This is a genomic window from Microbacterium sp. LWH3-1.2, from assembly GCF_040675855.1.
Lineage (GTDB): Bacteria > Actinomycetota > Actinomycetes > Actinomycetales > Microbacteriaceae > Microbacterium.
In genome coordinates, this window is sequence record NZ_JBEGIK010000001.1 from 1,924,325 (window position 1) to 1,948,643 (window position 24,319).

The 24,319-nt window shown below is 70.4% G+C and carries 17 protein-coding genes; 9 read left to right on the forward strand and 8 right to left on the reverse strand.

The features are described 5' to 3' along the window. Nucleotides 1–10: 10 nt before the first annotated feature. From MRBLWH3_RS08865 to MRBLWH3_RS08880, 4 genes are all read right to left on the reverse strand, one after another. Entirely contained in the window at nt 11–3,109 is a 3,099-nt protein-coding gene (locus tag MRBLWH3_RS08865) for a CDP-glycerol glycerophosphotransferase family protein (protein WP_363430684.1), read from the reverse strand. After that, nucleotides 3,106–5,427 (reverse strand): CDP-glycerol glycerophosphotransferase family protein, encoded by a 2,322-nt coding sequence (locus tag MRBLWH3_RS08870; RefSeq protein ID WP_363430687.1) that lies wholly within the window; start codon nt 5,425–5,427, stop codon nt 3,106–3,108. Before MRBLWH3_RS08870 ends, MRBLWH3_RS08865 begins: the two co-directional genes overlap by 4 nt. Nucleotides 5,428–5,560: 133 nt before the next feature. Beyond that, on the reverse strand, nt 5,561–6,904 hold the full coding sequence (locus tag MRBLWH3_RS08875) for an O-antigen ligase family protein (RefSeq protein ID WP_363430690.1): 1,344 nt from the start codon (nt 6,902–6,904) through the stop codon (nt 5,561–5,563). Beyond that, nucleotides 6,901–8,373, reverse strand: a complete 1,473-nt coding sequence (locus MRBLWH3_RS08880) for an O-antigen ligase family protein (protein ID WP_363430693.1) — start codon at nt 8,371–8,373, stop codon at nt 6,901–6,903. Before MRBLWH3_RS08880 ends, MRBLWH3_RS08875 begins: the two co-directional genes overlap by 4 nt. A gap of 147 nt (nt 8,374–8,520) precedes the next feature. Here MRBLWH3_RS08880 and manA point away from each other — a divergent pair, with 147 nt between their 5' ends. The 4 genes from manA (at nt 8,521) to MRBLWH3_RS08900 (ending at nt 14,557) form a co-directional block, all read left to right on the forward strand. Then, the gene (gene manA, locus MRBLWH3_RS08885) at nt 8,521–9,669 is read left to right on the forward strand and encodes a mannose-6-phosphate isomerase, class I (RefSeq protein WP_363430696.1); all 1,149 of its coding nucleotides are present in this window, start codon (nt 8,521–8,523) and stop codon (nt 9,667–9,669) included. 194 nt (nt 9,670–9,863) lie between these two features. Further along, on the forward strand, nt 9,864–10,190 hold the full coding sequence (locus tag MRBLWH3_RS08890; protein WP_363430699.1) for a WhiB family transcriptional regulator: 327 nt from the start codon (nt 9,864–9,866) through the stop codon (nt 10,188–10,190). 87 nt (nt 10,191–10,277) lie between these two features. Then, nucleotides 10,278–13,154, forward strand: coding sequence for a glycosyltransferase (locus MRBLWH3_RS08895; RefSeq protein ID WP_363430701.1), 2,877 nt, complete (start codon nt 10,278–10,280; stop codon nt 13,152–13,154). Then, nucleotides 13,151–14,557: a DUF5719 family protein gene (locus MRBLWH3_RS08900; protein ID WP_363430704.1), complete on the forward strand. Its 1,407-nt coding sequence runs from the start codon at nt 13,151–13,153 to the stop codon at nt 14,555–14,557. Before MRBLWH3_RS08895 ends, MRBLWH3_RS08900 begins: the two co-directional genes overlap by 4 nt. 12 nt (nt 14,558–14,569) lie before the next feature. Here the strand turns inward: MRBLWH3_RS08900 and MRBLWH3_RS08905 are convergent, their stop codons facing one another. Further along, nucleotides 14,570–15,010 carry a metallopeptidase family protein gene (locus tag MRBLWH3_RS08905; protein WP_363430707.1) on the reverse strand — a complete coding sequence of 147 codons (441 nt, stop codon included), beginning with the start codon at nt 15,008–15,010 and terminating at the stop codon, nt 14,570–14,572. Between the two features lie 208 nt (nt 15,011–15,218). Between MRBLWH3_RS08905 and MRBLWH3_RS08910 the strand changes: the two genes are divergently transcribed. After that, nucleotides 15,219–15,425 (forward strand): DUF3499 family protein, encoded by a 207-nt coding sequence (locus MRBLWH3_RS08910; protein WP_045301176.1) that lies wholly within the window; start codon nt 15,219–15,221, stop codon nt 15,423–15,425. 45 nt (nt 15,426–15,470) lie between these two features. Beyond that, a complete protein-coding gene (ahcY, locus tag MRBLWH3_RS08915) occupies nt 15,471–16,970 on the forward strand; it encodes an adenosylhomocysteinase (protein ID WP_363430710.1) in 1,500 nt (499 codons plus the stop codon). Nucleotides 16,971–17,098: 128 nt separating this feature from the next. Here ahcY and MRBLWH3_RS08920 read toward each other — a convergent pair whose 3' ends face one another. Beyond that, nucleotides 17,099–17,944: an RDD family protein gene (locus MRBLWH3_RS08920; protein WP_363430713.1), complete on the reverse strand. Its 846-nt coding sequence runs from the start codon at nt 17,942–17,944 to the stop codon at nt 17,099–17,101. A 16-nt stretch (nt 17,945–17,960) separates the two neighbouring features. Between MRBLWH3_RS08920 and MRBLWH3_RS08925 the strand changes: the two genes are divergently transcribed. From MRBLWH3_RS08925 to katG, 3 genes are all read left to right on the forward strand, one after another. Continuing rightward, nucleotides 17,961–18,956, forward strand: a complete 996-nt coding sequence (locus MRBLWH3_RS08925) for a stage II sporulation protein M (protein ID WP_363430715.1) — start codon at nt 17,961–17,963, stop codon at nt 18,954–18,956. Between the two features lie 64 nt (nt 18,957–19,020). Continuing rightward, nucleotides 19,021–19,509 (forward strand): Fur family transcriptional regulator, encoded by a 489-nt coding sequence (locus MRBLWH3_RS08930; protein ID WP_363430718.1) that lies wholly within the window; start codon nt 19,021–19,023, stop codon nt 19,507–19,509. A 41-nt stretch (nt 19,510–19,550) separates the two neighbouring features. Then, nucleotides 19,551–21,860, forward strand: coding sequence for a catalase/peroxidase HPI (gene katG / locus MRBLWH3_RS08935; RefSeq protein WP_363430721.1), 2,310 nt, complete (start codon nt 19,551–19,553; stop codon nt 21,858–21,860). A gap of 73 nt (nt 21,861–21,933) precedes the next feature. On the opposite strand, the gene aqpZ is transcribed toward katG, so the two are convergent. Together aqpZ and MRBLWH3_RS08945 are read right to left on the reverse strand one after the other, a co-directional pair. Further along, the gene (gene aqpZ / locus MRBLWH3_RS08940) at nt 21,934–22,731 is read right to left on the reverse strand and encodes an aquaporin Z (RefSeq protein WP_363430724.1); all 798 of its coding nucleotides are present in this window, start codon (nt 22,729–22,731) and stop codon (nt 21,934–21,936) included. Between the two features lie 284 nt (nt 22,732–23,015). After that, nucleotides 23,016–24,317, reverse strand: coding sequence for a DUF58 domain-containing protein (locus MRBLWH3_RS08945; RefSeq protein ID WP_363430727.1), 1,302 nt, complete (start codon nt 24,315–24,317; stop codon nt 23,016–23,018). Nucleotides 24,318–24,319 lie beyond the last annotated feature (2 nt).

A 24,319-nucleotide genomic window follows, 5' to 3' on the forward strand; every position in this document is an offset into this window, starting at 1 on the left:
GGGGCGTCGCTCAGGACCAGGTAGCGGAACGGTTGTCGGTACGGGACTTCGCCTTGCGCTCGATTGCGCGCAGCGTGCGGCGGAAGCCGAACCTCTGCTGCGCATCGAGCAGAAGGCGCGGCAGCCCGCTCGTGCGAGCGAACGTCATCGGCCAGTTCCGGGTGACGGATGCGCGCGTATCGCGGTTGAGGTAGCTGAAGAACAGGGAGACCGACAGAGCCGGTGCGAACTCACGCTCTTCGCCCCCGAGCTCCACAGCGTCGCGCAGGGGTGCGAGGTACGTCAGGTACGGCGTCGTGGCGGGCTGGCTGCGGAAGTGGTCGAACGCGAACGCGAACAGCCCTCTGCGTGTGCGAGCAGGCTGGGTCAGCGGAAGGCGCAGGAACTCTCGGGTGAACTCCGGAAGTTCGGAGTCGAGGGCGTCGTGCAGGTCCGCATCGTTCTGGCGCGGTTCCACGACGGGCTCCCATTCTCCGCGGGTCCGCTGATAGCCCTGGACGGTGCCGTGGTCGAGGTTGGCGAAGATCGCCTCGACGGGAAGCATCGAGAAGGCGCTGGAGGTGAAGTTATGGCGGGCGCTCCGCTCGTCGCTGCCGTAGATGCTGCGTGCGTAGTAGAAGGGCAGCGTCGTCGTCGACAGACCGGCGGTGGCCAGGATCCGCTGGAGGCAGTCCTGGGTGTACCCGCGTCCCCAGTACTCGACCACCGCGAAGTTCTCGTCGAATGCCATCTCCTGGTCCAGATAAGCGATGCAGGCACGACGCTCTTCGGCGGCGCGCTGCAGCAGATGGGCGTCCAGGGCGGCGGAGGCCGACATCGCGGCGCGAAGGGCTCCCTGCGACGCGCGGGAGAGGCGGGCATCAGGTGCGAAGGCGGCCGCCTCGGGGATGACCGCAGAGAATTCGGCAGGCGACATTCCGGCGATCTTGGCCAGCGCGGACACGGTCCTGGCCCCCGCGAACGTTCCGAACTCGCCGAAGAACTCCTCGTCGATCCGGTCGACTTGCGACGCCAGGCGCCATGCCTTGCGGGAACCGAAGATGTAGCGCGTGCGCAGATCGAGTCCGAGCTCTTCGATCGCGGCGTCGGCGATCCGCTTGAGGTGATACCCGTCCCGCGAGAGGAAGTAGAGGGTCCGATAGCGGCGCGCGATGGCGTCTTCCAAGACCCAAAGCACGTACGGCACGAGGAAGAGACTGACGTACCGGAAGGCGAACTGCTCGGGCCCTTCGGTGGATCCGCTTAATCGACGGTGGTGCAGCAGCCCGGCGACCCGGTAGCCATCTCCCGTGCCCAGCGCGGTAGCCAATGCCGACTCGTACCGGTCGAGTTCGCGTCGGGGGAGCAGCCGCGTGCTGATCCCGAGCGCGCCGGCAGCTCTGTGGTCGGCGCGAAGGTTGTCGCCGGTGTGCCGCCACATCCGATGGTCGTAGCCGATGTCGTGGTACGCATGCAGGTAAAGGTGTCCCGTTGACTTCTGCACGCCGGTGCTGCTCGACAGATAGAGGGGGATGTCGTGAAACGACGGATCCGCCTTCACGAGCAGTGTGCGGACCACGGACTCCGGCAGGTACATGTCGCTGAGGAACATCACATCCTCGCCGGCGTCGCGGAGTGCGCGCACGCGTGCGACCTCCGACGGCAGCGGCACCGTCGCCGCGAGCTCGGCCTCGATCTCCCATGACATGAGAAGATCCCGCTGGTCGACGCTGAGACTTAGGATCTCCGCCAGGCGGCGGTAGATGTCCGCGAGCGTGATCTCGAATGCGCGGGAGTCCCGCAGCGCAGGATCCTTCCGCTTCATCTCGCGCAACGCGTTCTCCGCCGTCTGCCGATCGCGGACGAAGTCGCGCGCGATCTCGGGCGGGAACCGTCCGCCGGCGCTGAGGATGCGGTCGCGGACGTCGACAAAGACAGACACCGGGGCGATCCCGCGGCGCCCTATGACGGTGTCGAAGACGTCGAAGCTGTACAGCGTCGGCAACTCGACATCTCGGAGCGCACGTGTCAGGGCCGTGTCGACCAGCCGTGGGAAGGTGTCGTCGTCGTCGTAGGCCCAGAAGTGTTCGGCCAGACGAGCGCACTCGTGCGCGTCGACCAGGTTATCGCTGCCGAGCGCGGCGAGCAGGTCGTCGAACGTCCGGGCCAGAGTGCCAGCGGACAGTGACAGGTAGTCGTGGCTGTGCTCCTGGGTGCCGGCATCATCGAGGTCGAACGCGTACCGGATGAACTTCCGGACACCCGCCGCCAGCAGGTCATAGTGGATCGACGAATAGTCGACGATGCCGAGGTCGATGTCGCCGAGCATCTCGTAGATGTCGTCGCGGTTGTCCCAGAAGTGCAGGTTCGGGTCATCGCCGAACCGTTCTCGCATGTGCACGAACCCAGAGTCCTTCGACATCGAGGGGTGCATCTTGAGGATGAGGAGGGTGTTCGTCTCGCGCAGAACACGGATCAGTCTGTCCGGGGCGGGGAAGGCGGTCCGCAGGAACGACTCACCCCTGTGCTCCGTACGGTAGGTGGGCGCATAGACCGCGATCCTGGCGTCAGGAGACAGACCATGCCGCGCGCGGAGGTCGTGATCGTACGAGCTGAACCTGCCGTATAGGCGCGTGTAGATGTTCTGGGGGTAACCGCCCCGGATGAGCTGTTCCTCGTCGAGCCCCACCTGCGCACGGAAGTGCGCTTCCATCGCTGGTGAGGTGACGAGGAACGACATAGTGTCGTGGTACGCCTTGTTGTTCTCGATGTACTTCTTGGCGATGCGGGTCTGCAGCCGACCCTGAGTAAGGCGGCGCTCGATCGACTTCACTCCGACCCCGTGCCAGAGGTTCAGCAGCAGGACTCCGTCCAGCTCCGCGGGAATGCGCTCCTTCACCTGGTTCACCACGTAGACGCCGGCTCGCCGTTGCACGCGCTTTCCGCGCGATGAGGTCGTCAGCTCTGCTCGGAACCCCAGCGAGCGGACGAACCGGACCGTCTCGAGGGAGTCGGTGATCCAGACGGCCTCGATGTCCGGACGATGCCGGGCGACGTACAGGAACAGCCACTTAGGATTGCCCGAGAATGTGTCGGCGCAGTTGAAAACCCAGGTCAGACGGTTTCTCATGGTGTGGGTTCGCGTTCTTTGAGGAAGGTCAGCAAGGAGGATGCGAGCTGAGATGCTGCGTCCAGGCCGTCCTCGGGGAGCTGCACGAACTGCTCGCGGAGCCGGCTCAGCTGCCGCTGGTCGGCGTCGCCACGGTGTATGGCCGCCACCAGATCCTCGACCGACCGTGTGAAAGGCACGCCGAGGTCGTCGGGGTAGCGCAGGTAGAAGTCCCGGGATGCGGCGTAGTCGTCCAGGTCGAGGGCGAGCAGGTACGAAGGCACGCCGGCGACGGCGGCCTCGAAGATAGCCGACGAGTAGTCGGTGACGAAGACATCGGCGATGAGCATGAGGTCCTGCGTCGAGATGCCGGGGGCGGTGCGGAGCTCGGGATGTTCCTGAGGAGTGAGGAGCGGATGGAGTTTCGTGATGACCGAGTACCCCGCACGCCTTAGCGCCCTGGTCAATTCGACCGGGTCGACCGGCTCGCGCGCGGCGCTGCGGGGGGCGCGAAAGGTCGGTGCGTAGAGAACGATCGGACGGTCTGCGAGATCGGGGTAGAGCCGGGTGAATCGCTCATGCGCCCGTTGCCGGGCCACCGGATCACGCAGACGATCCACCCGGGGCAAGGGGGAGACAATGATCTGCTGGGGATCGATGCCGAACGCCTCGGCGTACGACTCTCGGCATCGCTCGGCGCTCGCCACCACGATGTCGTAGCGGTCGTGCATGCGAAGAGCCTTCGCGAGCCGCGGATCGCGGCCCTCGGGCCGGCCGAGGATGCTCAGGCCGAACTTCTTCATCGCGCCCAGCGCGTGCCAGATCTGCACAACCGTCAGACCGCTGCCGTGTCGTGCGGCGGAAGCGACGAAGGAGTATCCGTCCAGGATCACGACGCGCGACGTGGCGACGTGGTAGAGCTCGACGAGCAGGTGCAACGCGTACCCCAGCTTCGGCATTATACCGCCGGGAACCCTTCGAGCGGAGATGACGACGTCCACGTCGGCGTCCTGCTGCAGGAGCGCATCCCGAAGGAGCGCGAAGTCGACCGGGGCCATGTCGCGCTCGCGGCTCAGCATCGTCACCTTGCGGCGCCGCGGCAGCACAAGCATCGCAGTGCTGACGAGGGTGAGCAGCATCCGCGATGCATGAGCGGCGACGAGATCCAGCCCCAGTCGACGCATGAGTCGAGCGGACGCCGTGTCGACGGGCCCCCGCCGCCGCGGGGACGCTGTGTCAAGCAACGTTCGCGCGATCCGCTCGGATGAGCGGCCATCCAAAGCACCGCAGAACTCTTCCAGGAAGGACTTCAGCCGGTGGTCGTCCACGCGAGCGCCCGCGATCGCGCCGGCCAGCTCGCTCGGAACCGTCACCACCGGGCCGATCGCGTAGTCGTCGAACGGGCGGTAGAAGTCCCGTTTCATCGAGTAGTCCTCGAGATCGGGCGCGAAGAAGACCACCGGTCGACGCAGGAGCGCGAACTCGAAGACGACCGAGGAGTAATCGGTGATGAGCACGTCGGCCGCGGCGAGGAGGTCGTTCATCTCGAATCCCTCGGAGGCGTCGAGCACGCCTTGGGGGATGCGCGCGCCGTCGCGCAGGGCGAACGGGTGTTGCTTGATCGCGAGTGCCCACCCGTCTCCGAGGTCCGCCGCGACGCGGTCCCACTCGGCGCTGTCGTCGGTGTACGCAGTGCGCTGCCCGTTGCCGCGGAACGTTGGCGCGAACACCGCCAGCTTGATGCCGTCGGCGAGCCCGAGGGCGGCCCGAACCGTCGAACGGGTCCGTTCGAGACGGTCGCGATCAAAGAAGAAGTCGCTTCGCGGCATGCCGAGGGCATGTACGCGTTCGACCGGGATCCCGTACGCCTCGGCGTAGTCGTCCCGCACGCCCTCGGAGCTGACGATGGCGTCGGTGTAGTTGCGATGGATGCGGCTGCCTGGCATCGGTCCGCCCGGGAGCCCCGCGCGGCTGTGGCCGACCCGCTTGAAAGCGCCGGCGGCATGCCACACCTGCACGAGTCGGGTACCGGGTCGGATACGCATCGGATAGATGAGCGGGTAGAAGTCGTCGAGGACGATCACCGAGCTGCTGGCCATCAGGTACGGCAGCCGGATGGCGTCCCGGAGTGGCCGACGCGCGCGAAGACTCGGCTTGAAAACGCCGCGGACGTCGAGTCCGGGCTGCTGGCGTTGGAGTTCGTCGCGCAGGTACGCGAAATTGCCGGCGAAGTCGCGCCGGGAGTCGGAGAGGAAGAGCACGCGGTTCGGGCGAGCCCGCGTCACCGCCGCCAGCAGTTGGTACGGCGCTGAATACGGCAGGAAACGCAGGGCGCGCACGAGGGGCGAGCCTCGTAGGCGTTCACGCAACGTTCACTCACGGGGGGTTGAAGGATCGATCCAGATAAGTGTAGGCGATGTTGGGACTGTCGCTGCTCGCCGCCGATTCAGGAACCGTCCACGCCGGGCCGCCTCAGTGCTCTCCCTCGGCGTGCGGCAGTCCCGAGCCCTCCGCACCGCCCACGGCTGGAGCATCCGTTCCGCTGTCGAGCTTCTCGCGCCACGAGCGCGACTGGCCGGCGCGCACGGCACACAGCACGAGCATGAGCCACCCCAACCCCGTGAGCGTGAAGCTCTCGAACATCGAGTCCACGAGCAGTGCGACGAGCATGAGCGGCGTCCAGGCGTACACGACAGACCGCCGCTCGCCGGCAACCAGCCACGACCGTCCCAGCGCAAGCGCCCCCAGCGCCAGGAACAGCACCAGCCCCACCCAGCCGAGCTGCAGCGCCACGTCGAAGTACGCGTTCAACCCGGTGGCGTGGTCCTTGTCGAGCCAGAAGTTGATGGCGTTGAAGGGGTACTCGCCCTGGTCCCAGACGCCGAACCAGCCGAAGCCCTGCACGGGCTTCTGGCGCAGGATGTCGACCATGAAGTTCCACAGCTCGACACGCATCGAGAAGTCGGTGCCGGCACCGAGCAGGGCGATGATCGGATGCCGCGCCGCGTAGCCCGCGAACACCCCGATGACGACGAGGGCCCCGAGTGCCAGCTGCAGGCCCGCGCGGCGCTCGGGACGCGCGTGGCGCACGAGGGCGAGGGCGCCGACGGCCAGCCCGACCCCCACGGCGAGCACGACGACGGTGGGGGAGTCGCTCAGCACCGCCAGGCCGCCCGCGAGCACCACCGATGCGAGCGAGACGCCGGGGCGCACCGATTGCGTGCGGTACTCGATGAGGAAGGTGATGAGCGCCATCACAGCCACGAAGCCGAGGAGGTTGCGCGTGCCGAAGATGCCCTGCACCGGTCCGAGCTCGGCGATCCTGCCCTGGATGCCGAGGAACGTGAATGGGAGGTCGAGCAGGATTCCCGAGAGCACCTCGAGCGCGAGCGAGACCCCGAGGAGCACGCGCAGCACATCGGCGAGCGCGCGCACGGTCTGGAGGGTGTCGCGCACGTGCCCGATGACGACCGCGAGGAACGCGAGCGCCGCCATCGACACCCAGTTCCAGAACGAGGCGCTCGAATCACTCGACCAGAAGATGCTCGCGAAGGCCCACGCGACGAACGTCACGACCGTCGTCGGCACGAGCCGCAGCAGCGAGAGTTCGCGGCGGCGCGCGATCATCACCGACAGGCCGAGCACGCACAGGCCGGTGACGATGCTCACGTAGGTGACGCGGCCGGCGATGCGCTCGATCGCGTGCGCCGAGAAGACGGTGGCGAAGACGACGAGCGTGAACGCGCGGGCGAAGGATGCCGAGGCCAGCAGTGTGCCCAGCCATCCGGGCGCTGCGGCATGCGGCGAGTCGGTCACGCGCCGCGCCCTGCGGGCAGGTCGGCCGCCCCGCCCGCACCCGCCGGCGTGCCGGGCTCGCGTCCGCCGGTCTCGTCACGAGCGACGGCCTCACCGCGTTCGATCGCCACCGTCTGCTCGGCCGGGCCGACGCCGACGTGGGGCGACTGCTTGATCTTGGCGCCGAGCATCACCAGGAAGAGCCAGCCCCACAGCAGCAGCGGGCTCGACTCGGCGAGCCCCTGCACCAGCAGGATCGCCCCGACGAGCGTCGGCAGCAGGGTCAGCGGCGAGTAGGGGCGGTCGGCGCGGAGGTCCCACCGCGGCCGGTCGATGGCGAAGAACCACGCACGCCACACGAACGCGAGGTAGAGCACTGCGAGCAGCACCACGCCGACGATGCCGAGCTGCATCGAGACGTCGACCCACATGTTGTGGGCCTGCATGACGGTCTGGCCGTGGTCCGTGATCCACCCGTCGAAGGCCGGGTCGGTCGGCACCCAGGGGGTCGCGAAGCCCCAGCCCGTCCAGGGGCGCTCGGCTGCGCGGGCGAGCACCGCGCCCCAGATGCGCTCGCGCCCGGTGAGGTCGGCGCTGCGGCCGAGAGAGGTGAAGATCGTGTCGCGGAGCAGCCAGAGCGCCAGCAGCCCTCCGAGACCGACGACGACGTACGCCACGTAGTACTTGGTGCGCTCGCCGGGCTTCGTCGCGGTGCGCATCAAGAGCACGGTGATCAGCACGACGCCGACCGCGGCCGCGGTGAGGTAGGCCGTCGCGGATCCGGCGCGGACGAAGAGGAACGCCGACAGCCCGATCCAGATCCACAGGAACGTGCGTCGCGGAGCGCCGGAGGCGAGACGGATGCTGAACACGATGATCGCGAGCAGGGCGACGGGTGCCAGGAGGTTGGCGTTGCCCATGATCCCCTGGATGCGCTTGTCCCACTCGAAGAGGTTGTTGCGCGACCAGTACTCGATGGGGTCGTCCGCCTGGTCGACGACGAAGCCCGGCAGGATCGGCGCGCGCACGAACACCCACACCCAGAGCTCGAACAGGAACGAGAGCGCCATGACCCATTTGAGCGCCGACGCGGCCGCGCGCACGAGCTCGCGCCACGTGAGCACGCTGCCGATGAAGAGCGCCTGCAGCGTGGTGATCCACAGCAGCAGCAGCGTGAGTGCGGTGGTCGCGGGCCACGCCGACCACGCCAGCGACAGCGTCGCCCATGCGACGTAGGCCACGACGAACCAGGGGAGTCGTCGCCACTGCACCGGCGGACGGAGCGCGATCCACAGCGCCGCCGACAGCACGCCGCCCGCGATCGTGATGACCGTCGTCGTCAGTTCGCCGAAGGCATTCACCCACGCGGTGCCCGACAGCGACATGAAGAGCACCAGGATGCACCAGCCGCGCAGCATGAGATGGCCGGTCTTCTCGCGGACCGGCGGTCCCGGCGGCGCCGACGCCGGATGCTTGGAATGGACGGCCATCGCTCTCAGGGTACCCCGGGTGCTTCGACCCGCTTCGCTCGCTCAACGAGCGGATCGGGGCTGCTCGTTGGCACCGGGCGTTTCGACTCGCTTCGCTCGCTCGACGAGGGGGACGGGGCGTATATCCCGGCTGGCTAGGCTGTTCGGGTGCTGATCCCGCTCGCGAACGACCCCCGTGACTACGCCTGGGGCTCGACCTCCCTGCTCGCCGATCTCGAGGGACGCGCGGCGTCCAGTCGCCCCGAGGCGGAGGTGTGGTTCGGAGACCACCCTGGCGATCCCTCTGAGACGGCCGACGGTCGCACGCTCGACCGCTGGATCGCCGACGAGGGGCCCGCGTCGGGTGTCGACGAGCCCCTGCCGTATCTGCTCAAGCTGCTGGCTGCAGCATCCGCTCTCTCCATCCAGGCGCACCCGTCGAAGGCTCAGGCGGAGGCGGGCTTCGCGCGTGAGGAGGCCGCGGGGATCCCGCGCGACGCCGCCGACCGCACGTATCGCGACGCGAACCACAAGCCTGAGCTCATCGTCGCGCTGAGTGCCACGTTCCGCGCATTGGCGGGTCTGCGCGACCTCGACGCGACGCGCCGCCTCATCGCGACGCTCGGACCGGGAGCCGCGCCCCTCGCCGAGCGTCTGGAGGGAACGGATGCCTCGCTCGCGGACGTCATCGGCTGGCTCCTGTCCGACGGCGCCGACGCGGCGCGCGACATCATCGCGGCCGCGGTGTCGGCCGAGTCCGGCGAGTTCGCCGCCGAGCTCGCGCTCGCGCGCACACTGGATGCCGCGTTCCCGGGCGATCCCGGAATCGTCGTCGCGCTGCTCATGAACCTCGTGACGCTTCATCGGGGCGAGGGCCTCTTCGTTCCTGCGGGTGTGCTCCACGCGTATCTGGAGGGACTCGGTGTGGAGCTCATGGCCGCCAGCGACAACGTGCTGCGCGGGGGGCTCACCCCCAAGCACGTCGACGCGGCGGAGCTGGTGAGCGTGCTCGACGCGACACCGGGTCTTCCGCCCGTGATCCGGCCGCGTGAGGTCGCGGTGGGCGTGCGCCGGTACGACGTGCCGGTCGCCGACTTCGCGCTGCTCGCCGTCGCGGCGAGCGAGGAGGGCGTCGACGTGGCGCTCGAGGGTCCGGCGATCGCGGTGGCCACGGCAGGGTCTCCGACGGTGGCGGGACTCGACAGCGACGAGGCGGCCAGGCTGTCGCCGGGCGCCGCCGTGCTCGTCACCCCGAGCGAGGGGGGCGTGCGCGTGACGGGTGCCGGCGAGCTCTTCGTCGCCCTGCCGGGTCGCTGACCGGACCCTCTCATCCGCGCTTCATCGATTTCTCATCGGACCGTTATGACAGAGCGACACGCCGTCGGCGCGTCGTGAAGGTTCAAGAGTCGGTTGAGCGTTTACTATCTGCGACTTGACCTCGCCGAACTACACGGGTGTAATTAGCCGTACACGCACCAGCGTGGAGCAGGATCACGGGGGGTGAGAACGACATGACGGTTTCGCAATTCCGTTCCGGCGTTCCCGACGACTGGTTCGTCGATCCGGTTCAACTGGGGGTTCCGGGGATACGCCGCAACATCGACGCGGAAGAAGACAATCCGCTCGGATGGCAGACCGACGCACTGTGTGCGCAGACCGATCCGGAGGCGTTCTTCCCTGAGAAGGGCGGCTCCACGCGTGATGCGAAGCGCATCTGCACGTCGTGCGACGTGCGAGGCGAATGCCTCGACTATGCGCTGCAGAACGACGAGCGGTTCGGCATCTGGGGCGGTCTCAGCGAGCGCGAGCGTCGCAAGCTGAAGCGTCGAGCGGGCTGACGCGCACGCCGGTCGGCCGGTTCGATCCGGCCGACCCGGCGCGTGCGCCCGGCGTGACCTTCGAGCGCGACCTAGGCTGACCAGGACATGCCCACCGCCACGTCGAACACCGTCACCTCGAACCGCGTCCACGCCATCCTGGTGGTTCGTCCCGATGGTCGTACCCCGGCGGCATTCCATCTGAAGCGCACGCTCGCAGCGCTCCGCGAGCAGACGCGTCCCGTCGACATCCTCACGATCGTGGTGTGCGGCGGCGACGATCATCTCTTCGAGATCGCGGATGCCGCGGGCGCCGAGTTCGTCTTCCGGGCCGCTCCGTCCACCGGCTACGCGGCGGCGACCGCCCTCGTCTCCCCGCGTCTGGACGGCGACGCCGTGTGGCTCCTCGCACAGGACACCGCGCCGGAGCCGGATGCGCTGGCACGCCTCGCCGGCGCGCTCGAGCTGTCGCCGTCGGTCGCATTCGTCGCCCCCAAGCTGGTGCGCTGGGACGACCGGACCGAGATCGTGTCGCTCGGCGTGGGGATGACGCGGTTCGGCCGCACGGTCGGGATCGCCGACGACGAGCTCGATCAGGGGCAGCACGACGCACGCGAGGATGTGCTGGGTGCCGATGTCCGCGGGATTCTGATCCGCGCCGACGCCTGGAACCGGCTCGGCGGCCTCGACCGGGGGCTGTCGGGCGCCGACGAGGGACTGGATCTCGGCGTGCGGGCGCGTCTCGCGGGAGGGCGTGTCTCCCTCGTGCCGAGCGCCCTGGTCGCGACCGCGGGCGACGGCGTCGCGGGGCTGCCCACGCCGCTCACCCGGCAGCGGCAGCGCCGCGCCGTGTATGCGGAGCGCGTCGCGCAGCTGCACCGGCGGCTCGTCTATGCGCCGGCTGTCGCCGCCCCGCTGCACTGGCTCACCATCCTTCCCCTCGCCCTGTGGCGAACGATCGTGGATCTTGCCCGCAAGCAGCCCGGACGCATCACCGCCGAGTGGGCGGCAGCTGCTGTCGCCCTCGTGCGGCTCGTGCCGGTCTGGCGCGCACGCCGTCGCCTTGCACGCGCCCGCACCGCGTCCTGGGCGCAGATCGCGCCGCTGCGCACATCGCGCAGCGAGCTGCGCGAACGGCTCGACGACGACCCCGAAGTCGCCCTCGGGGGCCACCGGCGCAGCGACCTGAGGTTCTTCGCCGGCGGCGGGGCGTGGCTCGTCCTGGCGGCGCTCGCCGTCTCGGTCGCCGTGTTCCCGGCTCTGCTGGCCTGGCCGGTGCTGGGCGGGGGAGCGCTCCAGCCGCTCGCGACCACCGTCGGGCAGCTCTGGGACGACGCCATGTACGGCCAGCGGGCTCTGGGCCTCGACACGATCGGCCCCGCCGATCCGTTCGCGGCCGTGGTCGCAGTCCTCGGTTCCCTCTGGGCCTGGGCGCCGTCCCGCGCGCTGGTGCTGCTCTGGGTGCTCGCATTGCCCCTCGCCGCGCTCGGCGGGTGGTTCGCCGCGACGCGGGTCACCGAGCGGGCGAGCATGCGACTCCTGGGCGGTGCGCTCTGGGCGCTGTCGCCGACGCTGCTGGTCGCGCTGACGCAGGGGCGCCCGACCGGCGTGATTCTGCACCTGCTGCTGCCGTGGCTGTTCTACGCCGGCGCCGTGGCGCACCGCTCGTGGGCCGGCGCCGGTGCGGCGTCGATCCTCCTCGCCGGAGTCCTCGCCACCGCCCCCTCGCTCGCGCCCGCGATGCTCGTGGTGTGGGTCGGCGCGCTGCTCGTCGCCGTCATCCTCCGCGCGGGCCGGGGAGTGGCCCGCCTGATCTGGACACTGATCCCTTCGGCCGCGCTGGCGCTTCCGCTCGTGTGGAACGCTCTCGCGAACGGTCAGGCGTGGGGCCTCGTCGCCGACCCCGGCGTGCCGTGGGCCGGTCCCCAGGTGGCAGCCGACGTCACCGGGCGCGCACTGCTCGCCGCCGGGATCCCGACCCCCGACCTCGCCGGCTGGACGACCGTCCTGCCCGACGGACCGACGTGGTGGGTGCCCTGGCTCACGGTCCCGCTCGCACTGCTCGCCCTCGCCGCACCGCTCACCCAGCGCTGGGCCGCGGGCATCGCACTGCTCGCGATCACCGCTCTCGGCCTCGGGACGGCATTCGCCGCGGTGGGGATCTCGGTCGCGTTCGCGCAGTCGACCACCGTGCCGCTGTGGCCGGGCACAGGCCTGAGCCTCGCCTGGCTCGGCGGCGTCGGCGGCGCCCTCGTCGCGCTCGACGCGGGCCTCGCTCCACGAATGGCCCTCGCGCGGGGGATCGCGGCGACCCTCGTCTTCGCCGCCGCCGTGACGCTCGCGCTTCCCTCCCTCACCGCGTTCACCCGCGGCACGGCGACCATCGCTGACGGTCCGGCCAGCACGCTCCCCGCCTTCGTCGCGGCGGAAGGGCGCGACGACCCCGACGTCGGGACGATCGTGCTCACGCCGCAGGCGGATGCCGGAGTCGCCACCCAGGTGGTGTGGGGCGCCAGCGAGACGATCGGCGGACAGACCACGCTGCTGTCCACGCGCACCGAGGCGACCCCGCAGGACGACGAGCTCGCCGAGCTCGCCGCCGATCTCGTCACGCCCTCCTCGGAGGATGTCGTGGGTCAGCTCGCCGACCGGGGTGTCGGCTTCATCCTGCTCGCGCCGAGCACGGAACCGGAGACGGATGCCGCGCGTACGATGCGGCTCTCCGCCATGACCGCGCTCGGCCAGCGCGACACGCTCGTCGTGGTCGGCGACACCGCCAAGGGCGAGCTGTGGCGCGTCGTCGACCAGATCGCGCCGCGACCCGTGGAGGCGGCATCCGTCTCTGCTCTCGGCCGCTGGATCGCGTTCGGGCAGCTCGCGATCTTCGGCATCGCGCTGCTGCTGGCCGTGCCGACCGCCGCCTCGATCCGCGAGGCCCGGCGCACCCCGCGCGTCGTGGGACCCCACTGGCAGGAGGGCCGATGAGCGACCGTCGCGTGTTCCGCTGGGCGACGACGAGCGCCCGGCTGCTGATCGGCACCGCGGTGTCGATCCTGGCGGTGATCGCCGTCGTCACCGCGGTCTCCGTGCCGTGGCCGACGGTCGTGCGCGAGCCGCTGAGCGTGCCCGCGACGCCGGCGCCCGCGGCATCCGTGATCGCCTGCGATGGCGGGCTGCTGTCGATCGGCCGCAACCCCACCGCGGCGTCGACGGTGACCCTCGCCGCGCCGCAGTCCGTCATCGGGGGCACCGCCGACGGGGCGGGAGCCGCGGAGCAGCAGCTGATGACGACGGGCGTCGGGCCCGGCCCGCTCGCGTACACCGCCGAGCCGCGCGACGACCAGGCGGTCGACATCGCTGCGACCGGCGCCGCGATCGCCAGGGCCGACGACCTCTCGGGCTTCGCGGCGTCTGCCTGCCGCCCGCCCCTCGTCGACTCGTGGCTGGTCGGCGGATCGGGAGCGACCGGCGCTGCAGACCTGGTGCTGCTCGCCAATCCGGGCTCGGTTCCCGCCACGGTTCAGCTGACGGTGTACGGCGTCGACGGACCGCAGACGCCGCCTGGCGGCACCGACCTCGTGATCGCGCCCGGCACGCAGCGCGTCGTCCCTCTCGCGGGCCTGGCGCTCGGCGAGGAGACGCCGGTCGTCCGCGTCTCGGCGGTCGGGGCGCCGATCCACGCATCGCTCCAGGCGAGCATCACCCGCACCCTCACCCCCGGTGGAGTCGATCAGGTCGGCCCGATCGCCCACACCGAGAACACCCAGGTCATCACCGGCATCACGGTCGCGCGTCCGGCCGACACCGACGGGGCGGCCGACGAGACGACGGTGCTGCGGATGCTGTCACCCTCGCTTCCCGCCACGGTACGCGTGACCGTCAACTCCGCCGGCCGCACCGAGACGATCGGGGAACCGCAGGAGCTGCCGCTGGAGGCGGGCAAGCCGCTCGAGCTCGCGCTGAACGGACTGGCGCCGGGCGCCTATACGGTCACCGTCGAGGCGGACGCCCCGGTGGTCGCGGCGGTGTGGCAGGCGACAGGCATCTCGGCGGGGGACGACTTCGCCTGGTACACGCCGGCGCCCGAGGTGTCGGTGCCGTCGCTGTTCGCGACGCCCGGTGGTCCGACGCCGTCGCTGACGCTCGTGAATCCGACCGGCGAGCCCGTGACGGTCGAAGTGTCCCCGACCGACGGCGGCTCGGCGCTCAACCTGACGGTTCCGGCGAACGGATCCATCGCGGTGCGCCTGGCGACCCGCACGGTGTACGCGTTCGATCCGCAGGCGCCGGTGCGCGCCGGCCTGTCTTTCTCGGGCGACGGTGCGCTCGCCGGTGTGCCGGTGTGGCCGGCCGACGTCGCGACGCCCGAGATCATCGTCTACCCCTGACCCTGGTCCGGGTCAGAAGTAGCGGAAGCGCTCGGGACCGAGGTCCCATGGGTCGCGGTCGAGGTACTCGGCGGCTGCGCGGAAGACGGCCCCTTCGACGAGCATGCGCCGGTGCAGTTCGTCGTCGCGATGCAGATGACTCAGGCGCTCGATCGGCAGGCGGTACAGGATGATGCGGCCCGCGTCGGGCAGCACCGTCCACCGGGGGATGCCGTCGTCGTCCGTCGCGGCGGGCATGTCGGCGACCTCGAAGCGGACGTCGCGCAACTCCGGCCACGCCGACCGCAGGAACTCGGCCGCGGTGCCGACCGACAGGTCGAACCGGTCGACGCGCGTGTCGAGAGGGGGGAGCGGCGGACGGACGACGGAGCTGCGTCCCTCGCGTCCGTGGCGCCCGTGACGGGACGCGCGCCGCGGCGCGCGCTCGCTGGTCCTGCTCCGACGCCACGCCATGCCCCCCATCCTAGGTCTCGCGCGGCGGTCCTCAGCTGAGGAGCATTGCCCGCTTGCGGGGCGACGCGCCGACGCTCGGTCCGCATCTCGGCGCAGATCCTCGAATGAGGATGCTGCCCACGCCGGGTGGCCCGGGCCGGAGCTCCGCCTCGCCGGCTGCGGCGCGGCATCCGTTCCCGTGTCGTCGGTGCGCGATAGCGTCTACTCGATGCGCGAGAGAGTCTGCTCCAAGGTCGGATGCGCCCGTGAGGCGGTGTCCACCCTCACTTACGACTACGGCGACCAGATGGCGGCCCTCGGTCCGCTCGGTGCGGCCGGAGATCCGCACGCTCACGACCTCTGCGCGATCCACACCGACCGCCTGTCCGTTCCCAAGGGCTGGGTCGTCGTGCGCCACGAGACGCTCCGCGCCTGACCGGCACCTATCCCGGGCCTGCAGCCGGCGTGGGAGAATGGGCGGATGCCGACCTCCACGCCTGTCGCCGCGCCTGCTGACTCCACGGCCACCGAATCCCGCGAGGGCTTCGAGTTCGAGGTCGCCGACCTCGCGCTCGCCGAAGCGGGGCGCCACCAGCTGCGCCTCGCCGAGAACGAGATGCCGGGGCTCATGGCGCTGCGCGAGGAGTTCGGTGTCGCGCAGCCGCTGAAGGGAGCCCGCATCGCGGGGTCGCTCCACATGACGGTGCAGACCGCGGTGCTCATCGAGACCCTCGTCGCGCTGGGCGCGCAGGTGCGCTGGGCGAGCTGCAACATCTTCTCCACGCAGGACGAAGCCGCCGCGGCCGTCGTCGTCGGCCCGACGGGCACGGTCGACGCTCCCGCGGGCGTTCCGGTCTTCGCATGGAAGGGCGAGACCCTCGAGGAGTACTGGCGCCTCGCCGACCGCATCTTCGACTGGACCGCGGAGGGCTTCGACGGCCCGAACATGATCCTCGACGACGGCGGCGACGCGACCCTCCTCGTGCACAAGGGCGTCGAGTTCGAGAAGACGGGTTCGGTTCCGGATGCTGCGCCCGACGACTCCGCCGAGTACCGCATCGTCCTCGAGACCCTGCGTGCCAGCGTCTCTCGCGACCCGCAGCGCTTCACGCGCATGGCGGAGGGCCTTCTCGGGGTGACGGAGGAGACCACCACGGGCGTCCACCGACTCTACGAGCTCGCGGCATCCGGCGATCTGCTGTTCCCCGCGATCAACGTCAACGACTCGGTGACGAAGTCGAAGTTCGACAACAAGTACGGCATACGCCACTCGCTGCCGGACGGCATCAATCGGGCCACCGACGTGCTGATGGGCGGCAAGGTCGCCTTCGTGTGCGGTTACGGCGACGTGGGCAAGGGCGCGGCCGAGGCCCTGCGCGGCCAGGGCGCGCGCGTCATCGTCAGTGAGGTCGACCCGATCTGCGCGCTGCAGGCCGCGATGGACGGGTACCAGGTCGCGCGTCTCGACGACGTCGCCGACCAGGTCGACATCGTCATCACGGGCACCGGCAACAAGGACGTCGTGACCGTCGACCACCTGCTGAAGCTCAAGCACCTCGCGATCGTCGGCAACGTCGGCCACTTCGACAACGAGATCGACATGACGGGCCTCGAGTCGCTCGCGGGCGTGGAGAAGGTCGAGATCAAGCCCCAGGTGCACGAGTGGCGCCTGCCGACCGGGCGCAGCGTGCTGGTGCTGAGCGAGGGCCGGCTGCTGAATCTCGGCAACGCGACGGGGCATCCGTCGTTCGTCATGAGCGCCTCGTTCACGAACCAGGTGCTCGCACAGATCGAGCTGTTCACCAAGCGCGACGAGTACCCGACCGCCGTGTACGTGCTGCCGAAGCACCTGGATGAGAAGGTCGCGCGCCTTCACCTCGACGCGCTCGGCGTGCAGCTCACCGAGCTGACCCCCGACCAGGCGTCGTACATCGGCGTGCCGGTCGAGGGCCCGTACAAGCTGGATCACTACCGCTACTGACCGCGGGCGCGGTCGCGCTGGGCGCCCGCGTCCTCCCGCGAGACAGCAACCGGGCGACGAGACAGCGGTCGCAAAGCGCAGTCTCGGGGCTCCCGCTGCTGTCTCGCGAGGACAGGGAGCGGCGGGGCTCAGCGCTCGGGGAAGCCGCGCGGCGGGGCCGACACCGGGCCCGCCAGTGCATCCGCGCGTGCGGTCTCGAGCCGCAACGCGCGTAGCTCGCGCTCCCGGCGCACGGCGACGACCCCGATGAGGAAGGTCTCGGGATCGACGGACGGCACCGGTGAGACGTGCTCGGCGGCTTCGCGGGCGAGGGATGCTGCGACCCGCGCGCGTGCGGTGGGCTCCATGCTCGGCGCCGACCTGGCGAACTGAGCCAGACGCCGCGAGAGGCGCTCGGGGAGTCGTGCGACGTCCGCGACGGCCGCCCACTCGGCCAGCACCGGCGGGATGCCGAGCTGCGGGTCGGGCAGGCGCGGCGTGCGCGTGCGCTCGGAGTAGGTGCCGGCGAGCAGGTCGCCGAGGCGCTGCGACCGGGGGGTGAAGGCGCCGACGAGCGCGGCGACGGCGCCCAGCGTGAACCACAGTTCGAAGACGCCGACGAGGGCGCGGATGAACGCGTGCCGGAAGCCCGAGGCTCCGCCGTCGGTGCGCACGATGCGCCCGCCCACGGCGAGCTTGCCGAGGCTGCGCCCGCGAGCGGAGGTCTCGACGACGGTCGGGATCACGACCATGACGAGCACGAGCAGCACGATCGTGAGGATCGGCATCACCGCCTCGTCCACGGCGCCGATCCCGGTGAGCCAGGTGAGGCCCCACACCAGCAGCAGGAACACCACGACGCCGAGGATCATGTCGATGATCACCCCGAGCGCCCGCATGAAGAACCCGAGCGGCTGCACATCCAGCGCGACGGCCTCGCCGGTGAGCACCTCGTCCTGGTGGATGTCGACGATCGAGGGCTCTACGGCGGGCATGGCTACAGTAAAGCGCATGGATCTCGACGCGCTGACCGCCGCTCGGCGCGAGGAATGGGCGCGGCTCGACGAGCTCAGCCGCGCCCGCCACCTCTCGGGCGCCGAGGTGGACGAGCTCGTCACGCGATATCGCGCGGCCTCCGCCGACCTCGCCGACGCGAAGACGTCCGCGGGCCGCAGCATCCAAGGAGATCACGTCTCGACCATGCTGGGCCGCGCCCGGCTGCGGCTGACGGGTGCACCCGAGAACGCGATGCGGCAGATCCCGCGTTTCTTCGCGCTGCAGCTGCCGGCGGCGCTGTACCGCGTGCGGTGGACGACGCTCGCGATCGCGGTCGGGTTCGTCATCGTGATGGTCGTCGTCGCGCTGTGGGTATCGGGCGACCCCGCGCTGATCGCGAGCCTCGGCAGCCGGGCACAGCTCGAGCAGTACGCCGAGAACCAGTTCACCGACTACTACAGCGAGAACCCTGCGGCCGTGTTCGCCGGGACGGTGTGGACGAACAACGCCTGGATCGCGGCGCAATGCGTGCTGTTCGGCATCACCGGCGTCTGGCCGATCATGGTGCTGGTGCAGAACGCCGTCGGCGTGGGAACCGCGGCCGCGGTGATGGCGGCGTTCGACCGTGGCGACGTGTTCGTGCTCTACATCCTCCCGCACGGCCTGCTCGAGCTCACCTGCATCTTCGTGGCGGGCGCCGCGGGTCTGCAGATCTTCTGGGCATGGGTGGCTCCCGGGCCACGCTCGCGCGGCGAGGCCCTCGCCGCGGCGGGTCGCTCCCTCGCGACGATTGCGATCGGGCTGGTGATCGCCCTCGGCGTCTCGGGGGTCATCGAGGGTTTCGTGACGGCGCAGCCGTGGCCATGGCCGGTCAAGATCGGCATCGGCGCGGTGGCGCTGGCCCTGTTCCTCGTGTACATGCTCGTGGTCGGGCGCCGCGCGCACCGGCTGGGGGAGACCGGAGATCTCACCGAGTACGAGGCCGGCACGCCGACCCTCGTCGCCGGATGAGTTCGTGGGACGGATGCTGCATACCACTGTTTTGAATCACTCAAAACAACGCTAGGCTCGGGGTATGGCCCCGCACACCCGCATCGACGCGCACGCCGTCGACACGGTGGCGCGCCTGCGTGCCGCGGGCCTGCGAGTGACGGATTCCCGGCGCGCCGTCGTCGACGCGCTCGTGGAGCGCCCTCACGCCAGCGCCGACGAGCTGTTCGCCGTCGTCGCGCGGACGCTCCCCGCTACGAGCCTGCAGTCGGTGTACAACGCCCTCGGCGACTTCGTCGACGCCGGCCTCGCACGTCGCATCGAGCCCGCGGGACGCCCCGGCCTCTTCGAGCTGCGGGTCGACGACAACCACCACCACCTCATCTGCTCGCGGTGCGGCGCCGTCGAAGACGTCGACTGCGTCGTCGGCGCAGCACCGTGCCTGACACCCGCCGACGCGCACGGTTACGCCGTGCAGGTGGCCGAGGTGACCTTCTGGGGCGTCTGCCCCGCATGCGCGAACGCCGGATCGATCGCCGGGGAGCCGGCCGTCTCCGGCGCGGCGCGCGCCTGATCCTGTCCGATTCCCCAGCCCACCCCGATTGGAAGGAAGCCATGACCGACAAGAACGACACGATCCCGGAGATCGGTGAGAACCCCACCGACGCCGATCAGGCGGTCACCCCGATCGACACCCCGGTCGATGAGCGCGAAGACGGCGAGACCCGGCCGCGCCCGAACGAGTCCGAGGGCTGCCCGGTCATCCACGGCGGTCAGCCTCACCCGACCACCGGAAACGCCAACAGTGTCTGGTGGCCGAACCAGCTGAACCTCAAGATCCTCGCCAAGAACCCTGCGGTCGCCAACCCGCTGGGTGAGGACTTCGACTACAAGGCGGCCTTCGAGTCGCTCGACCTCGCCGCGGTCAAGGCCGACATCGCCGAGACGCTGACCACGTCGCAGGACTGGTGGCCCGCCGACTTCGGCAATTACGGCCCCCTCATGATCCGTATGGCCTGGCACAGTGCCGGCACGTACCGCGTGACCGACGGTCGCGGCGGGGGCGGCGCCGGTCAGCAGCGCTTCGCGCCGCTGAACAGCTGGCCCGACAACGTCAACCTCGACAAGGCCCGTCGCCTCCTGTGGCCGGTCAAGAAGAAGTACGGCCAGTCGCTGTCGTGGGCCGACCTCATGATCCTCGCCGGCAACGTGGCACTCGAGTCGATGGGCTTCAAGACGTTCGGCTACGCGGGTGGCCGTGCCGACGTGTGGGAGCCGGACGCCGACGTGTACTGGGGTCCCGAGACCACCTGGCTGGACGACGAGCGCTACTCGGGCGACCGTGAGCTCGAGAAGCCGCTCGCAGCCGTGCAGATGGGCCTCATCTACGTCAACCCCGAAGGCCCCAACGGCGAGCCCGACCCGCTGAAGTCCGCCCGCGACATCCGCGAGACGTTCGGCCGCATGGCGATGGACGACGAGGAGACCGTCGCGCTCATCGCCGGTGGCCACACGTTCGGCAAGACCCACGGCGCCGCGCCCGACACCAACATCGAGCACAACCCCGAGGCCGCCGGCCTCGAGCAGCAGGGCCTGGGCTGGAAGAACAACCACGGCACCGGCCATGGCGACGACACGATCACGTCGGGCCTCGAGGTCACGTGGACGTACCACCCGACCCGCTGGGACAACGAGTTCTTCCACATCCTTTACGCCTACGAGTGGGAGCTCATGCGGAGCCCCGGCGGCGGTCACCAGTGGCGCCCGATCAACGGCGGCGGCGCCGACATGGTGCCGATGGCCCACTCGAACGGCCGTCGCGAGCCCCGCATGCTGACGAGCGACCTCGCGCTGCGCACCGACCCCGCGTACGACGCGATCTCGCGGAAGTTCAAGGAGGACCCCGAGGCCTTCGCCGACGCGTTCGCCCGCGCCTGGTTCAAGCTGACGCACCGCGACATGGGTCCGATCGAGCGTTACCTGGGCGCCGAGGTCCCCGCCGAGGAGCTGCTGTGGCAGGACCGCGTGCCCGCGGTCGACCACGACCTCATCGACGCCGCAGACGCGGCCGCGCTCAAGGCGCGGATCCTCGACAGCGGCCTGAGTGTGTCGCAGCTCGTCGAGACCACGTGGGCGGCGGCATCCTCGTTCCGCGGCAGCGACAAGCGCGGCGGCGTCAACGGCGCCCGCATCCGCCTAGCGCCGCAGAAGGACTGGGAGGTCAACAAGCCCGCCCAGCTCGCCACGGTGCTCGCGAAGCTCGAGGAGATCCAGGCCTCGTTCAACGACGGCCAGACCTCCGGCAAGACGGTGTCGCTCGCCGACCTCATCGTGCTCGCGGGCAACGCGGCGGTCGAGAAGGCGGCGAAGGACGCCGGTGTCGACGCCGAGGTGGTCTTCCATCCGGGCCGCACCGACGCCACGCAGGAGCAGACCGACGTCACGTCGTTCGCGTTCCTCGAGCCGACCACCGACGGGTTCCGCAACTACTACGGGCCGCAGGCGTTCATGCCCGAGGAGCACCACCTCATCGACCGCGCGAACCTGCTCACGCTGAGCGCGCCGGAGCTGACGGTGCTCGTCGGCGGCCTGCGGGTGCTCGGTGCCAATTGGGACGACTCGGAGTACGGCGTCTTCACCGATCGCAAGGGCGTGCTCACGAACGACTTCTTCGTGAACCTGCTCGACCTCGGCACCACCTGGAAGCCGCTCGACCCTGGTGCGCACGCGTTCGCGGGCGTGAAGGACGGATCGGGCGCGCCGGTGGGCATCGGCACCCGTGTCGACCTGCTGTTCTCGTCGAACTCGGAGCTGCGCGCCGTCGCCGAGGTGTACGCGTCGGACGACGCGAACGAGAAGTTCGTGCGCGACTTCGTCAAGGCCTGGGGCAAGGTCACCGAGCTCGACCGGTTCGACCTCGTCTGACACCTGCGCAGACGCAGAAGAGCGGCCCGACCCCGGAAGGGGGCGGGCCGCTCTTGTCCTCCGCTGTGATGCCTTACGGGACGCGCGCCTCGGCCTGCACCGGGGGCAGCGTGCCCTTGGGCTCGAAGAGCGCGCGGTGCAGGACGCCGGCGAGGAGGCCGCCGACGATCGGGAACACGATGAACACCCACAGCTGCGACAGCGGACCGGGGCCGCCGTAGATCGCCGCCGCGATCGAGCGGGCGGGGTTCACCGACGTGTTGTCGATCGGGATCGAGATCAGGTGGATGAGGGTCAGCGTGAGTCCGATCGCGAGGGGCGCGAGCGCGGCCGTGCCACGCGTGGAATGCGTGACACCGAGGATGATGAGCACGAAGATCGCCGTCAGCAGCACCTCCGCGATGATCGCGGCGCCCAGCTCGAAGCCGCCGGGCGAGCCGAAGTCGCCGGTGCCGTACCCGTTGGACGCGAAGCCGCCGTCCTGGGCGTTGGCGAGCCAGTTGTCGGTGCCGAAAATGCCGATCAGCACGATGACCGTCGTGCCGAGGGCGCCTCCGATCACCTGCGCGATGATGTAGCCGATCGTGTTCTTCCACTCGAAGCGGCCGGCCGCAGCGAGCCCGAGCGTGATGGCAGGGTTGAAGTGGCCGCCCGAGATCGGACCCCACGCGTAGGCGCCCGCGACGACGGTCAGACCGAACGCCAGCGAGACGCCGACGAAGGCGATGCCCAGCGGGTTGCCCTCATCCCCGGCCGGGAAGTTGGCTGCGAACAGCGCAGCGCCCACACCGCCGAAGACGAGCAGAAACGTTCCCAGAGCCTCCGCGACGAGCCTGTTCACCGTGGTGGGCGGGATGGTGGTATCCGACATGGCGGACTCCTTTCCTCGCCGCGAGGCTAGCGGCATTTTCAGCGGTTTCCCAGGAACCGCACGCGAGTGTCCGCGGATAGCGCCTGACCTCGCTGAGTTTCGTCGGATGTTCAGGCGTTCGTTCCCGGCTGTTCCCGGGAGCGGATGCGGCGGCCCGAGGTGTCGGTCGCGTTCCCGGTCCTCCGCCCGCTGTATCTCGATGGTTTGGGGCGCGTGAGCGACGTTCGGGGCGCGCGGCGCGCGCCCCGAACGTTCGCGGAGCGCCCAAACCTCGACCCGGCGCGTCAGAGACGACCGGCCGCCTTCAGAGCGAGGTAGCGGTCGGCGATCCGCGGCGGAAGGTCCTCGGGGGTCGCGGCGATCGCCTCACCGCCGGCCCGGCCGATCGCGGCGGCGACGACGGCGGCGTCGTGGGCGCTTTGTTCGATCGCGGCCGCGCGGTAGACGTCGGCGGCATCAGGGCGTTCGGGGAGAGGATCCTGCTCATCCGTGACGGTGCCGACCAGCACGTGCGCTCCGCGGGCGAGTGCGGGGAGCGACCCGAGGAACCCGCGCGCCGCCTCGGCGGCGTCCTGCGCGGTGAGCAGCACGACCAGCGACGGGCGGGAGGTGAGCGCGCGCACCTGCGCGAACGCGGCATCCCAGTCGGTGTCGATCAGCTGCGGCTCCACGGGAGCCATGGCGTCGACCAGGGCCGGCAGCAGTCCTGGCCCGTCCACGCGCGTGACGCGGGCGCGGATCGCCCGGTCGAACATCAGCAGGTGCACGTGGTCGCCGGCCCGGGTGGCGAGCGCGGAGAGCAGCAGCGCCGACTCCATCGCGGCATCCATCCGCACGCCGTCACCGACCCGTGCGGCGGCCGTGCGTCCGGTGTCGATCACGATCACGACGTGCCGGTCGCGCTCGGGGCGCCACGTGCGCAGCATCGTCGTGCTCGCGCGGGCCGTCGCGCGCCAGTCGATCGAGCGCACGTCGTCGCCGCGCACGTACTCGCGCAGCGAGTCGAACTCGGTGCCCTGACCGCGCACCTGCACGCTCGTGTTGCCGTCCAGCTCGCGCAGGCGGGCGAGCCGCGACGGCAAGTGGCGGCGCGCGGTGAAGGGCGGCAGCACGCGGAGCGCACCGGGCTGGTCGATGCGGGCCTGGCGTCCGGCGAGGCGCAGCGGGCCCTCGGAGCGCACGACGACGAAGCGGGAGCGCAGCTCGCCGCGGCGCCGGGGGAGGAGCGGGACCGTGATGGTCCGGACTTCGCCGGGCGGGATCGCGACGGCGGCGCGTTCCGCCGGCGAGCCGGCGGTGGGCTGCCACGCGTCGCGGACACGGCCGCGCACTGTACGCTCGCCGCCGTTGCGCAGCACGAGCTCGGCGACTGCGGGCTGTCCGAGGAGCACGCGCGTGGGCATCGTCCGCGTCACGGTGATCCGGCGCGGATCCGGTGCCGCCGCGGCGTCGCCGAGCGCCGCGAGGAGGCACAGCAGCACCCACCCCGCGGACGCGAGCCATTCGTCGACGCCCGCCGCCGACAGCAGCACGACGGGCAGCGCTCCGGCGGCGAGGAGCAGCGGCAGACGACCGGTGACGTACATGC